General features: G+C 53.3%; 17 protein-coding genes. 9 read left to right on the top strand and 8 right to left on the bottom strand.

What is annotated here, in order from left to right; genetic code table 11:
• Window positions 1-26: 26 nt before the first annotated feature.
• Entirely contained in the window at window positions 27-557 is a 531-nt protein-coding gene (locus FND52_RS12595; RefSeq protein WP_144131153.1) for a lipocalin family protein, read from the top strand.
• Here the strand turns inward: FND52_RS12595 and sugE are convergent.
• The gene (gene sugE, locus FND52_RS12590; RefSeq protein ID WP_125294666.1) at window positions 554-871 is read right to left on the bottom strand and encodes a quaternary ammonium compound efflux SMR transporter SugE; all 318 of its coding nucleotides are present in this window, start codon (window positions 869-871) and stop codon (window positions 554-556) included. The two genes, FND52_RS12595 and sugE, sit on opposite strands and share 4 nt — an antisense overlap.
• A 267-nt stretch (window positions 872-1,138) precedes the next feature.
• On the opposite strand from sugE, the gene FND52_RS12585 reads away from it, so the two are divergent.
• Window positions 1,139-1,732 (top strand): LuxR C-terminal-related transcriptional regulator, encoded by a 594-nt coding sequence (locus FND52_RS12585; RefSeq protein ID WP_144131151.1) that lies wholly within the window; start codon window positions 1,139-1,141, stop codon window positions 1,730-1,732.
• A gap of 37 nt (window positions 1,733-1,769) precedes the next feature.
• Here the strand turns inward: FND52_RS12585 and ecnB are convergent, their stop codons facing one another.
• From ecnB to efp, 3 genes are all read right to left on the bottom strand, one after another.
• Window positions 1,770-1,916 (bottom strand): lipoprotein toxin entericidin B, encoded by a 147-nt coding sequence (gene ecnB / locus FND52_RS12580; RefSeq protein WP_002434063.1) that lies wholly within the window; start codon window positions 1,914-1,916, stop codon window positions 1,770-1,772.
• Between the two features lie 102 nt (window positions 1,917-2,018).
• A complete protein-coding gene (locus tag FND52_RS12575) occupies window positions 2,019-2,150 on the bottom strand; it encodes an entericidin A/B family lipoprotein (protein ID WP_125294668.1) in 132 nt (43 codons plus the stop codon).
• Window positions 2,151-2,210: 60 nt separating this feature from the next.
• The gene (gene efp, locus FND52_RS12570; protein ID WP_125294669.1) at window positions 2,211-2,777 is read right to left on the bottom strand and encodes an elongation factor P; all 567 of its coding nucleotides are present in this window, start codon (window positions 2,775-2,777) and stop codon (window positions 2,211-2,213) included.
• Between the two features lie 41 nt (window positions 2,778-2,818).
• Here efp and epmB point away from each other — a divergent pair, with 41 nt between their 5' ends.
• The 3 genes from epmB (at window position 2,819) to yjeJ (FND52_RS12555) (ending at window position 4,794) form a co-directional block, all read left to right on the top strand.
• Complete coding sequence (epmB, locus tag FND52_RS12565; RefSeq protein WP_144131149.1) at window positions 2,819-3,847, top strand: EF-P beta-lysylation protein EpmB; 1,029 nt, start codon at window positions 2,819-2,821, stop codon at window positions 3,845-3,847.
• Window positions 3,848-3,965: 118 nt separating this feature from the next.
• Window positions 3,966-4,196 carry a YjeJ family protein gene (gene yjeJ / locus FND52_RS22115; RefSeq protein WP_167509356.1) on the top strand — a complete coding sequence of 77 codons (231 nt, stop codon included), beginning with the start codon at window positions 3,966-3,968 and terminating at the stop codon, window positions 4,194-4,196.
• The gene (gene yjeJ / locus FND52_RS12555; RefSeq protein WP_144131142.1) at window positions 4,108-4,794 is read left to right on the top strand and encodes a YjeJ family protein; all 687 of its coding nucleotides are present in this window, start codon (window positions 4,108-4,110) and stop codon (window positions 4,792-4,794) included. The genes yjeJ (FND52_RS22115) and yjeJ (FND52_RS12555) overlap by 89 nt, the downstream gene beginning before the upstream one ends.
• 64 nt (window positions 4,795-4,858) lie before the next feature.
• Here yjeJ (FND52_RS12555) and FND52_RS12550 read toward each other — a convergent pair whose 3' ends face one another.
• The 4 genes from FND52_RS12550 to FND52_RS12535 form a co-directional block, all read right to left on the bottom strand.
• On the bottom strand, window positions 4,859-5,212 hold the full coding sequence (locus FND52_RS12550; RefSeq protein WP_144131140.1) for a DUF4156 domain-containing protein: 354 nt from the start codon (window positions 5,210-5,212) through the stop codon (window positions 4,859-4,861).
• A 253-nt stretch (window positions 5,213-5,465) separates the two neighbouring features.
• Window positions 5,466-7,112 (bottom strand): chaperonin GroEL, encoded by a 1,647-nt coding sequence (gene groL, locus FND52_RS12545; RefSeq protein ID WP_125294673.1) that lies wholly within the window; start codon window positions 7,110-7,112, stop codon window positions 5,466-5,468.
• A 47-nt stretch (window positions 7,113-7,159) separates the two neighbouring features.
• Window positions 7,160-7,453 carry a co-chaperone GroES gene (locus tag FND52_RS12540; RefSeq protein ID WP_125294674.1) on the bottom strand — a complete coding sequence of 98 codons (294 nt, stop codon included), beginning with the start codon at window positions 7,451-7,453 and terminating at the stop codon, window positions 7,160-7,162.
• Window positions 7,454-7,590: 137 nt separating this feature from the next.
• Window positions 7,591-8,064: an FxsA family protein gene (locus FND52_RS12535; RefSeq protein ID WP_144131138.1), complete on the bottom strand. Its 474-nt coding sequence runs from the start codon at window positions 8,062-8,064 to the stop codon at window positions 7,591-7,593.
• 340 nt (window positions 8,065-8,404) lie between these two features.
• On the opposite strand from FND52_RS12535, the gene aspA reads away from it, so the two are divergent.
• From aspA to FND52_RS12515, 4 genes are all read left to right on the top strand, one after another.
• The gene (gene aspA, locus FND52_RS12530; RefSeq protein ID WP_125294676.1) at window positions 8,405-9,841 is read left to right on the top strand and encodes an aspartate ammonia-lyase; all 1,437 of its coding nucleotides are present in this window, start codon (window positions 8,405-8,407) and stop codon (window positions 9,839-9,841) included.
• Between the two features lie 116 nt (window positions 9,842-9,957).
• Window positions 9,958-11,259: an anaerobic C4-dicarboxylate transporter gene (locus tag FND52_RS12525; RefSeq protein WP_125294677.1), complete on the top strand. Its 1,302-nt coding sequence runs from the start codon at window positions 9,958-9,960 to the stop codon at window positions 11,257-11,259.
• A gap of 109 nt (window positions 11,260-11,368) precedes the next feature.
• Window positions 11,369-11,692: a divalent cation tolerance protein CutA gene (cutA, locus tag FND52_RS12520; RefSeq protein ID WP_125294678.1), complete on the top strand. Its 324-nt coding sequence runs from the start codon at window positions 11,369-11,371 to the stop codon at window positions 11,690-11,692.
• On the top strand, window positions 11,668-13,353 hold the full coding sequence (locus FND52_RS12515; protein WP_144131136.1) for a protein-disulfide reductase DsbD: 1,686 nt from the start codon (window positions 11,668-11,670) through the stop codon (window positions 13,351-13,353). Before cutA ends, FND52_RS12515 begins: the two co-directional genes overlap by 25 nt.
• Window positions 13,354-13,356 lie beyond the last annotated feature (3 nt).

Below are 13,356 nucleotides of genomic sequence, written 5' to 3'. Positions count from 1 at the left end.
AGAAAAAAACGTCTAAGGAAATCTCTATGCGCATTCTCCCGATCATCACTACCGTCGCCGTCGCGTTTCTGGTTGTTGCCTGTAGTTCCCCTACCCCGCCGAAAGGCGTCACCGTGGTGGAGAACTTCGACGCGAAGCGTTATCTGGGCAAATGGTATGAAATCGCCCGCTTCGACCACAGCTTCGAACGCGGTTTAGATCAGGTCACCGCCACGTACAGCACCATGGATGACGGCGGGATCCAGGTGATTAACCGTGGATTTAATCCCGATCGCGGTAAGTGGCAACAGAGCATCGGCAAAGCGTACTTCACCGGATCGCCGGATCGCGCTGCACTTAAGGTGTCATTCTTTGGGCCGTTTTATGGCGGGTATAACGTGATTGCGCTGGATAAAGATTATCAACACGCGCTGGTTTGCGGGCCGGATCGCGACTATCTGTGGATCTTATCCCGTACGCCAACCATCAGCGACGAGGTTAAACAGCAGATGTTAAGCGCCGCGACCCGGCAGGGCTTTAAAGTTGAAAAGCTGATTTGGGTCAGACAGAAGCCTTAATGGGTGCTGAGCTTAAGGCCGATAATGCCCGCCACGATCAGCGCCAGGCTGAGTATGCGTGCAGGGCTGGTGGATTCGCCTAACAGCACCATCCCGGTAATGGCGGCCCCGACGGCACCAATGCCGGTCCACACCGCATACGCGGTGCCGGTCGGCAGCGTTTTCATCGCCCATGACAGCAGCACGATGCTAACGATCATCGCGGTAACGGTAATGATACTGGGGGTTAATCGGCTAAAACCGTGGGTGTACTTCAGGCCAACCGCCCACACGACTTCCAGCAGGCCAGCAATCAGTAGAATAATCCAGGACATAACGGTCTCCATAGTGCGGGGCCGTCCCCTGATGAACAAACGCTAACGGGTCGTCCCGTCAGGTATCGGTAAGAGTGGCATATCATCCTCATCCTTGCAGCCAAAATCAACTAATTTACTTTAAGTTACGTTAACCCCCCTATTTAACGCCAGAATTAGCGGAATATCTCAGCGTAACTCGCTGGTTAATTTTTAGGATTATTCTTTATGATGCACTAACGCGTCCAGGAGGCTAGTACATAGCCGCAGAGTATTCAGAAATCATGTATGCCTAAAATTTTAGTGATAGACCGTTGTTACTACAGCCGTACAGGTTTGGCCCAGCTCATTAGTGAATCTGCGTTATCCATAGACGTCGTCCAGACAGACGATCTCTTGCGGGCCAGGGAGTACATGAAATGGAAACCTGATATCGTTATTGCCGATTTTTATGGCTTCTTACACGATCTGCACCATATCGATCAGCTGTCATCCATTTTTGCCGCCAGTTCTACAAAAACCCGTTTTATTTTATTGCCTTCCGCCAGGTCTGCGCAGTTAGAAAATTATTGTGCTACTCAGGACATCTGGTTCAGCGCCGATAAATCCTGCTCGCTGGAAGCCGTGGATGAAGCGTTACAAAATGCGCTTACCCGAATGCATATCAAAGTGGATAACCGGCATATCGCTTCGCTGCTGACGTTACGCGAAGAGCAAATTTTGCAGTTGTGGAAGAAAGGAGACAGTAACGAGAGTATTGCTGAATGCATGCAGATTACGGTGAAAACGGTCTACACCTACAAACGCAATATCAGAATGAAGTTGGGCGCAAATAATCGCTTTACGCTTTTCCGCCGGGGAACTGAGCTGGCACAAATTTAACGGCACGGCCGCTGATGCGCCGCGCCGCCACGTGGTCTTACTGCTGTGCTTTGGTTGCTGCGCCAGAAATGGCACTACCGCCGTCCTGAATGTCTTCACCAACGCCACGGGTGGTGTTACAGGCAGTCAGCAGTGAGGAAAGGACCACTAATGAAAAGAACGCCGCAATTGTTTTCTTGATCATAATCTTATCCTTTAATAGCCAATGTTTTGTGTATAGCTACTTAAGCATAGACAAAAACTCGGGAAGTAAAGGTTAGGTAAAGATTTTTAGGAGAATTAGAGATTACTTCGCCGCACGCTCGATGGCGCCGCCAAGATGCTGAATGTCATCGCCAAAACCGCGTACGGTATTACAGCCGCTCAGCAAGAGCGAGAAAAGAAGGGTCACAAGCAGAGGTTTCACAATACGGTTCACGTTCAATAGCTTCCTGCATACGGCGGCGTGGAGAACCACGCCGCGAACCAGACGTAAAATTTATTTCACGCGGGATACGTATTCGCCAGAGCGGGTATCCACTTTGATGACTTCACCAATCTGCACAAACAACGGCACTTTAACCACCGCGCCAGTGCTCAGGGTAGCCGGCTTGCCGCCAGTACCTGCGGTATCGCCTTTCAGACCCGGATCGGTATCAACGATTTCCAGCTCAACAAAGTTTGGCGGCTGTACGGCGATCGGACGGCCGTTCCACAGCGTAACAATGCACTCAGCCTGATCCAGCAGCCATTTCGCGTTATCGCCGATTGCCTTCTCATCCGCCGCTAACTGCTCGAAGGTTTCGTTATTCATGAAATGATAGAACTCACCGTCGTTGTACAGGTAAGTCAGGTTCATATCCACAACGTCAGCGCCTTCAGCGGAGTCAGTAGATTTAAAGGTTTTTTCTACGCGGGTGCCAGTCAGCAGACGGCGCAGCTTAACGCGCGCGAAAGCCTGACCTTTGCCCGGTTTAACGAATTCGCTGGATTCTACGGCGTAGGGTTCGCCGTCCATCATGATTTTAAGACCGGCACGAAAATCGTTGCTAGAATAAGTCGCCATAAGGCCCTCTGAATATGTTAACTGGTAGCTTAGCCAAAAAAATGGCAGACATTGTAACCCTAAACCCCTCTTCCAGAGAAGATTGGTTAGCGCAACTCGCCGATGTTATAACCGATCCTGACGAGCTTCTGCATGTTTTAAATATAGAAGCAGATAAAGATCTCCTCGCGGGGCGTGAGGCGAGACGGCTTTTTGCCCTGCGCGTGCCGCGCGCCTTCGTGGCGCGGATGGAAAAAGGAAACCCCAACGATCCGCTGTTGCGGCAGGTTTTAACCTCCCGTGAAGAGTTCGTGATGGCACCCGGCTTTTCTACCGATCCTCTTGAAGAACAGCACAGTGTGGTACCCGGCCTGTTGCATAAGTACCGTAATCGCGCGCTGCTGTTGGTGAAGGGCGGCTGCGCGGTTAACTGCCGCTACTGCTTCCGCCGCCATTTCCCGTATGCCGATAATCAAGGGAACAAACGCAACTGGCAGACGGCGCTGGACTACATCACCGCGCATCCTGAACTGGATGAAATTATTTTTTCTGGCGGCGACCCGTTGATGGCGAAGGATCACGAGCTCGACTGGCTGATCACCCAGCTTGAAGGCATTCCCCATATCAAGCGGCTGCGTATTCATAGCCGCCTGCCGATTGTTATCCCGGCGCGCATCACCGACGCGCTGACGGCGCGGTTTGCTCAATCCAGCCTGCAAATTATCCTGGTCAATCACATCAATCACGCCAGAGAGATCGACGAGGCGTTTCGCGCGGCGATGGCACAGCTGCGTCGGGCAGGCGTGACGCTGCTCAATCAGAGCGTGTTATTACGCGGCGTGAATGATAATGCGCAAACGCTGGCGGCGCTCAGCAATGCACTGTTCGACGCGGGCGTGATGCCCTATTACCTTCACGTGCTGGATCACGTGCAGGGCGCGGCGCATTTCCTGGTAGACGATGAGGATGCCCGCAATATTATTCGCGAGCTGCTGACGCTGGTATCAGGTTATATGGTGCCAAAACTGGCGCGTGAAATTGGCGGCGAGCCCAGTAAGACGCCGCTGGATTTGCAGCTAAGGCAACGGTAATCGCCGTCCGAAAGCGGATTATTTCCACATCCGTCGATGTGCTAGCTTCTTAAAACTATTCACCTTATCTCCCCTGCCGCTGTTTACAGCGGCAGGGGAGATTATTTTGAGAGCCAACATGCCAGCCATCGTTAAAGGAATTAATTCAGGTGTTATTTGCCATAATAAACATTTTGTTTCTCTGGCGTTAAAAATACGCAACATTAACGATAAGGAGAATCTTTTCTTATTTTCTCTCCCGCAATTGCAGGACTTACTGCATGCGCTTGAAAGCCGCATTGAATCTTTTTCACAACCGCAGGACAGCAGCCAGCCAGCCAGAAATGCTGCGCCATGCGCCCGCGCTTAATGAGCAAGAACTCCAGGCTGCTGGCGATACCGCCCACGTTGCACAAATCAGCGCCGCGATGAAAATATCCGGCATCGAGCTGGAGATTGTTTCCCGATCTGCTGAAAAAACTATTTTTTTAATTAATGATAATCAGGTAGAGACGTTTATCCGCGCCATTATTTTTGCCATTAAGAACGCAGGCTTTCAGGATATTTTATTAACCGTTTCTTCCATGCTCGATTTTATTCCCTTATATGACATAGATTTACTTAACGATGGCAAAATGGAATATGACAGTTATAATCCACAGCCCTGGAAATTATCGCTGTTTAGCCGCTATTTATTGGTAGTCTATAAATACCAGCAAGATACCGGACATAACGCTTATTGCGGCGTCGTGATGAAAACCAATGCGCTGTCAGGTTCGCAGGAAGCGGAAGGCGTAGCTCAGCGAGCGATGAAGTTCAGTCGGCGGCTGAGGAAAATCGTAGAGAGGCCCTGTCAGATTTTTTGTACTGAAATTACGCCGTCGGGCAGTGAACTGACTAAACAGCAGTGCCTTGATTCTCTACACCGCCTGTGTATCGCCGCACTTCGGGCTCCGGCGAAAAACTAACGCCTCCGGCATACAAAAGGGAATACATTCCCTTTTGTATTGCGTTATGACCGGGCTAATTTTATTAGTTTGGGCACTTATAAACCTGGCCGACCATTTTGCTGGCGGTGGGCACAAAGCTGGAAAGCAGATTTTGACCCGGGCTGGTTACCCCATACAGCACGTTGCCGCCCATCGCTGCCGCGTTATTACGTAATTCATTTGCCGCGCCGCGCATAGAGCCGCCCTCTTCGCCATGCTGGCCAGATAGCCAGTTGCTTTGCTCGCCCGTAGCAGTACCCAATAGCTGGCACTCCGCGCCCGGCTTATCTTCTACAAAACGAACATTGTGACCACCGCTCGATAATTGATTACCCGTGCTGCATCCCGCAAGCAGCAGCGCCGCCGCAACCATTCCCGCTGAGACTGTAATGCGCATGTCATTCCTCGTTATTAATTGGCCGGAACAAATTTTATCCGTAAGACCTTATACTAAAAACATGACCAAAAGAAAAACCCCCAGCCATTTCTGACTGGGGGTTTCACATTTTTATGCGACAGATTGATTTAACCGACTAATTAAAGCTACGGCAAGGCGGCAAGTTCGAGAGTCCCCGGGAGCTTACATTAGTAAGTGACCGGGGCGAGCGAACGCAGCCAACGCAGCGGTAGCTTTAAGAAGGAAGGTTAAATTACATCATACCGCCCATACCGCCCATGCCGCCCATACCGCCAGCAGCACCTAAGTCCGGCGCGTCGCTTTTCGGCAGGTCGGTAACCATGCACTCGGTCGTGATCATCAGGCCAGCAACAGAGGCTGCGTACTGCAGAGCGGAACGGGTCACTTTGGTCGGATCCAGGATACCCATTTCGATCATGTTGCCGTACTCTTCGGTAGCCGCGTTGTAACCGTAGTTACCGTCGCCCGCTTTCACGGTGTTAGCCACAACTGACGGCTCTTCACCGCAGTTCAGTACGATCTGACGCAGCGGGGATTCCATTGCGCGCAGCGCAACTTTGATACCCACGTTCTGGTCTTCGTTCGCGCCACGCAGTTCGCCCAGTTTGGACGCCACGCGGATCAGCGCAACGCCGCCGCCAGCCACTACGCCTTCTTCAACCGCAGCACGGGTCGCGTGCAGGGCATCTTCAACGCGTGCTTTTTTCTCTTTCATTTCAACTTCGGTAGCTGCGCCCACTTTGATAACCGCAACGCCGCCAGCCAGTTTAGCTACGCGCTCTTGCAGTTTTTCGCGGTCGTAGTCAGAAGTCGCTTCTTCGATCTGCTGACGAATCTGGGTCACACGGCCCTGAATAGCAGATTCTTCACCCACGCCATCGATGATGGTGGTGGTGTCTTTGTTGATCACGATGCGTTTAGCCTGGCCCAGGTCTTCCAGGGTGGCTTTTTCCAGTTCCATACCGATCTCTTCAGAGATAACGGTACCGCCGGTCAGGATAGCGATATCCTGCAGCATGGCTTTACGACGGTCGCCGAAGCCCGGTGCTTTCACCGCAGCCACTTTCACGATACCGCGCATGGTGTTCACCACCAGGGTCGCCAGCGCTTCGCCTTCCACATCTTCAGCGATGATCAGCAGCGGTTTGCCTGCTTTAGCAACGGCTTCCAGCACCGGCAGCATTTCGCGGATGTTGGAGATTTTCTTGTCAGCCAGCAGGATGAACGGGCTTTCCAGCTCGATAGAACCGGTTTCCGGCTTGTTGATGAAGTACGGAGACAGGTAGCCACGGTCGAACTGCATACCTTCAACCACGTCCAGCTCGTCCTGCAGGCCGGTGCCTTCTTCAACGGTGATAACGCCTTCTTTACCCACTTTCTCCATCGCCTGAGCAATCAGGGTGCCCACGGTTTCATCGGAGTTAGCGGAGATGGTACCAACCTGAGCGATCGCTTTGGAGTCAGAGCACGGAACGGACAGCGCTTTCAGCTCTTCAACCGCAGCCAGAACCGCTTTGTCGATACCACGCTTCAGGTCCATTGGATTCATGCCCGCAGCCACGGCTTTCAGGCCTTCGGTGATGATGGACTGCGCCAGTACGGTTGCGGTGGTGGTGCCGTCGCCTGCCGCGTCGTTCGCTTTAGAGGCCACTTCTTTCACCATCTGCGCGCCCATGTTCTCGAACTTGTCTTCCAGCTCGATTTCACGCGCAACGGACACGCCGTCTTTGGTGATGGTCGGTGCACCGAAAGATTTATCCAGAACCACGTTACGGCCTTTCGGGCCCAGGGTCACTTTCACTGCATCTGCCAGTACGTTTACGCCACGCAGCATTTTTACACGGGCGTCGTTACCGAATTTTACGTCTTTAGCTGCCATTGTTTCTTTCCCTTAAATTCGTTCGTTCAGTGAGTTAACGCGTGTAATTACGCTTCAACAATTGCCAGAATGTCGCTTTCAGACATGATCAACACTTCTTCATTGTCGATCTTCTCTGCTTTCACGCCGTAGCCATCGTTGAAAATCACGATGTCGCCAACTTTCACATCCAGCGGCTTCACTTCGCCATTTTCCAGGATGCGACCATTGCCTACAGCCAGTACTTCGCCACGGGTAGATTTGCCCGCTGCGGAGCCGGTCAGAACGATGCCGCCAGCAGATTTGGTTTCAACTTCTTTGCGCTTGACGATCACACGATCATGCAATGGACGAATATTCATTGAGAGCTCTCCTTTGAGAAAGTCCGTATTAGTTTTCGGGTAACGCCGAAACCCACTGGGTTTCCGGCTGGTGCCCTGAGAGATGGGGTTAGGTTTTCCCCCCTTCAAGGGGGGAAGCAGAAAAAAATTTAACTTTTTTAGCGATCGTCGCGATCGCGGTCTTCGAGGCGGTTTGAGGTATCGTCTTTACGCTGGTACTCGCCGTCGAAAGTCTGGCCGCTGTTGCCGCCAGGGCCAAAGCCGCCAGACATTTTGCTAAAGCGTAAATGCGGCATCAGCTTGAGGGTAAGATGCTTTTGCACCGGCGGGAGCAGCAGCAACAGGCCGAGGAAATCGGTAAAGAAGCCAGGCAGCAACAGCAGGAAACCGGCAATGACCAGCGACACGCTTTTGATCATTTCTGCCGCCGGGCTCTCGCCCGCCGCCATTTTCTGCTGCATCAGCATGAAATTTTTGAATCCCTGGTTGCGCACCAGCGACATCCCGATGACCGACGTGAAAATCACCAGCACCAGGGTCATAAAGATGCCGAACACATGGGCAACCTGGATGAAAATCGAAATCTCTATGTAGACGTAGAGAAAAAAGACAATAAAGGGTAACCAACGCACAGTATTCTCCTGTGTATAAAAAAACAGACGCCGACGCGCCTGTAGGAAGAAATTTGCTCACGCATCATCATGAAATGGCGACGCCATAGCCACTTTTCAATCGGATTGCCGAGACATTTTTTTTAGAAATTGTTAACCGGTGACCTATTTCACAGATTAATAAATGTAATGCAACAACGCCCATAATAAGTGATCCAGATTACGGCTTTTCGCGGATAACAGCATATGATCATGGGTATCAGACCGAATAAGGAGATATTTGTCGGTCGTTAATCCTCCATAACCACATATATTCTGTGAGTTTGGTAAAACATTCGTCAGCTTGAGAAAGAAGGTTCACATGTTAAACAACATTCGTATCGAAGAAGACTTGTTGGGTACCAGGGAAGTTCCAGCGGAGGCCTATTACGGCGTACACACTCTGAGAGCGATTGAAAACTTTTACATCAGCAACAGTAAAATCAGCGACATACCGGAATTCGTTCGCGGAATGGTGATGGTGAAAAAGGCCGCCGCGATGGCTAACAAAGAGTTGCAAACCATTCCTAAAAGTATTGCGAACACTATCATCGCTGCCTGTGATGAAGTGCTGAACAACGGGAAATGCATGGATCAATTCCCGGTAGACGTTTACCAGGGCGGCGCAGGCACCTCTGTAAACATGAATACCAACGAAGTGCTGGCAAACATCGGCCTGGAACTGATGGGACATCAGAAAGGCGAGTACCAGTACCTCAATCCGAACGACCACGTTAACAAATGCCAGTCCACTAACGATGCCTACCCGACCGGCTTCCGCATCGCGGTTTACGCCTCCATCGTGAAACTGGTAGACGCGATTAACCAGCTGGGCGAAGGCTTCCAGCGCAAAGCCGTTGAATTCGAAACCATTCTGAAGATGGGCCGCACTCAGTTGCAGGACGCGGTGCCGATGACCCTCGGCCAGGAATTCCACGCGTTTAACGTGTTGCTGAACGAAGAAACCAAAAACCTGCTGCGCACCTCTGAACTGCTGCTGGAAGTGAACCTCGGCGCGACCGCCATCGGTACCCGCCTGAACACGCCGGACGGCTATCAGCACCTGGCGGTACAGAAGCTGGCTGAAGTATCTAATCTGCCGGTGGTTCCGGCGGAAGACCTGATTGAAGCCACCTCTGACTGCGGTGCCTACGTGATGGTACACAGCGCCCTGAAACGCCTGGCGGTGAAACTCTCCAAAATTTGTAATGACCTGCGTCTGCTCTCTTCCGGCCCGCGTGCTGGCCTGAATGAAATCAACCTCCCGGAACTGCAGGCGGGCTCGTCCATCATGCCAGCCAAAGTGAACCCGGTTGTGCCGGAAGTGGTTAACCAGGTGTGCTTCAAAGTTATCGGCAATGATACCTGCGTGACCATGGCCTCTGAAGCCGGTCAGCTGCAGTTAAACGTGATGGAGCCGGTGATTGGCGAAGCGATGTTCGAATCGATTCATATCCTGACCAACGCCTGCTACAACCTGCTGGAAAAATGCGTTAACGGTATCACCGCGAATAAAGAAGTCTGCGAAAGCTACGTTTATAACTCCATCGGTATCGTCACTTACCTGAACCCGTTTATCGGCCACCACAACGGCGATATCGTCGGGAAAATCTGTGCCGAAACCGGTAAGAGCGTGCGCGAAGTCGTCCTTGAACGTGGTCTGCTCACTGAAGCAGAGCTTGACGATATTTTTTCCGTGAATAACCTGATGCACCCGGCTTACAAAGCGAAACGTTATACCGATGAAAGCGAACAGTAACAGTTCTTCATAATACTGCGAAAGGCACGTCACCTGTGACGTGCCTTTTTCGTTTCTGGCAGATACTAAAATACAACAATTTATTATCAACTCGTTAAAACACAAGGAAGCGCATTATGTTTGGTGCTGAACTCGTCATAGTCCTTTTGGCGATCTACCTCGGTGCCCGGCTCGGCGGCATAGGCATTGGCTTTGCTGGCGGTCTGGGCGTTCTGGTATTGACCCTGATGTTTCAAATTAAACCCGGGGCGATCCCGTTTGACGTTATCGAAATCATCATGGCGGTTATCGCCGCTATCGCCGCTATGCAGGTTGCCGGCGGGATGGATTACCTGGTAAGTCTTGCGGAAAAACTGCTTCGTCGTCACCCGAAATACATTACCTTCCTTGCCCCGCTGGTCACCTGGTTTATGACCATCCTGGCGGGTACGGGCCACACCGCGTTCTCCACCATGCCGGTGATCACCGAAGTGGCGAAAGAACAGGGCATCCGCCCTTCCCGTCCGCTGTCTATCGCCGTTGTCGCTTCGCAGATTGCGATTACCGCCTCGCCGATCTCTGCGGCAGTGGTGTTCTTCGCGGGTATCCTTGAGCCGCTGGGCGTAAGCTACCTGACGCTGCTGGGCATCTGTATTCCGGTAACGCTGGTTGCCGTAATGCTGACTGCCGTGCTGTGTAACTTCCTGGGCGCGGAACTGAAAGACGATCCGGTGTATCAGGAGCGTTTAGCCCGTGGCGAAGTGAGCCTGCGCGGCACTCAGGCGTTTGTCATCAAACCGCACGCCAAGCGCGCCGTGGTGCTGTTCCTGATCGGTATTGTGGCCGTTATGCTGTACGCCACCGCTATCAGCCCGACCGTGGGTCTGATCGCGAACCCGGTGCTGCCGCGTAACGAAGCGATCGTGGTATTCATGCTTACCGTGGCGACCCTGATCTGCCTGACCTGTAAAATCAACACCGGCGACATCCTCAACGCGGGTACCTTTAAATCCGGTATGAGCGCCTGTATTTGCGTACTGGGCGTGGCGTGGCTGGGCGATACCTTCGTAAAACATCACATCGAAGATATCCAGGCTGTCGCGGGCGATCTGCTGAACAGCTATCCGTGGCTGCTGGCTGTGGTGCTGTTCTTTGCCGCTACCCTGCTTTACTCCCAGGCAGCGACCACCAAAGCCCTGATGCCGGCTGCGCTGATGCTGGGCGTTAGCCCGCTGACCGCCGTGGCCTCTTTTGCTGCGGTTTCCGCGCTGTTCGTGCTGCCGACTTACCCGACGCTGCTGGCGGCAGTAGAGATGGACGACACCGGCTCGACCCGTATCGGTAAATACGTGTTTAACCACGCCTTCCTGATCCCGGGGGTAGTGGCTATCGCGCTGTGCGTGATCCTCGGCTTTATCGTGGGCGGTATGGTGCTGTAATCACAGCCATTGTCATCAAAAGTAAAAACGGGCCGCATTGCGGCCCGTTTCATTATCCCGCCCCCTTGCCCGTGATATAGTGCCTGCTTTCACTGAGACGAGGATGATTATGACCACGCCCACCGCTGTCGTAGTACTCTGCACCGCCCCGGATGAAGCCACTGCGCAAGAACTGGCGACCAAAGCATTAAGTGAGAAACTGGCCGCCTGCGTCACGCTGTTGCCCGGCGCCTCGTCGCTCTATTACTGGGAAGGGAAGCTCGAACAGGAGTATGAAGTACAAATGCTGCTGAAAAGCGATACCCAGCATCAGGACGCGCTGCTGGCGTGCCTGAGATCCCATCATCCTTACCAAACCCCTGAATTACTGGTTTTGCCAGTGCTCCACGGAGATAGCGATTACCTCTCATGGCTCAACGCATCCTTACGCTAATTCTGCTGTTTTGCAGCACCCAGGTTTACGCCGGATTATTCGATTCTCAGAAAAGCCAGTTTGTCCCGGTGGACAGCGCTTTCGCCTTTGATTTCCAGCAGCAGGGCAACAGCCTGGGGCTGAACTGGCAAATCAAACCTGGCTACTATCTCTACCGCCAGCAAATCAGCGTGACGCCAGCACAGGCCACGGTCGGCGCGTTAAATCTTCCTGCCGGCGAGTGGCATGAAGATGAGTTTTACGGCAAAACCGAAATTTATAAGCATCAGCTCTCCGTCACGCTCCCCATTAGCGAGGCGGTGCAGGGCGCGACGCTGCGCGTCACCTATCAGGGCTGCGCCGAAGCGGGCTTCTGCTATCCGCCAGAAACCAAAGTCGTTCCGCTCAATGCGGTCGCGCCGGGTGAATTTGCCCCCGCGCCGGTTACCGCCCCGGAAGAAAAACCCACTCAACTCCCCTTCTCCGCCCTGTGGGCGCTGTTGATTGGTATTGGTATTGCATTTACGCCGTGCGTCCTGCCGATGTACCCGCTGATCTCCGGCATCGTATTAGGAGGCAAACAGCGCCTGTCGACGGCGCGCGCGCTGTGGCTGTCATTTGTCTACGTCCAGGGGATGGCGCTCACCTACACGGCGCTGGGCCTGATTGTGGCCGCCGCCGGAATGCAGTTCCAGGCTGCGCTGCAACATCCTTATATTTTGATTAGCCTGTCAGTGGTGTTTATCGCCCTGGCGCTGTCGATGTTTGGTCTGTTTACGCTGCAACTGCCCTCTTCACTGCAAACGCGCCTGACGCTGCTCAGCAACCGCCAGCAGGGCGGCTCGCTGGCGGGCGTGTTCAGCATGGGGGCGATTGCCGGGCTGATTTGCTCGCCGTGCACCACCGCGCCACTGAGCGCCATCCTGCTGTATATCGCCCAGAGCGGCAATCTCTGGCTGGGCGGCGGGACGTTATATCTTTACGCGCTGGGCATGGGGCTGCCGCTGATTCTGGTAACGGTATTCGGCAACCGGCTGCTGCCAAAAAGCGGGCCGTGGATGCAGCAGGTTAAAGTCGCCTTTGGGTTCGTGATCCTGGCCCTGCCGGTGTTCCTGCTGGAACGCGTGATCGGCGAAGCCTGGGGATTACGCCTGTGGAGCCTGCTGGGCGTCGCGTTCTTCGGCTGGGCGTTTATCACGTCGCTTAACAGCCATAAAGGCTGGATGCGGGTACTGCAAATCGCCCTGCTGGGCGCTGCGCTAGTCGCCGCCCGTCCGCTACAGGATTGGGCGTTTGATGCGTCGGTGCAGACGGCGCAGGCTCATCTCAACTTTACGCGCATTACCGATATCGACTCCCTGAACAGCGCACTGGCGCAGGCGAAAGGGAAACCTGTAATGCTGGACCTGTACGCCGACTGGTGCGTGGCGTGTAAAGAGTTTGAGAAATATACGTTCAGCCATCCTGACGTGCATCGCGCGCTGGAGAACACTGTGCTGCTACAGGCGGACGTCACGCGCAACAGCCTTCAGGATGTCGCTTTATTGAAGCATCTCCAGGTTTTGGGCTTACCAACCATTTTGTTCTATGACGCAAACGGCCAGGAGCAACCGCAGCAGCGCGTGACCGGCTTTATGAACGCCGCAGACTTTACCGCGCATTTGCACAATCTGGCCCGGTAAACA

The sequence above is a fragment of the Atlantibacter subterraneus genome, assembly GCF_007570865.1.
Taxonomy (GTDB): domain Bacteria; phylum Pseudomonadota; class Gammaproteobacteria; order Enterobacterales; family Enterobacteriaceae; genus Atlantibacter; species Atlantibacter subterraneus.
Note: the sequence above shows the minus strand (reverse complement) of the source record. Positions and strands in the feature narration are given on the sequence as shown.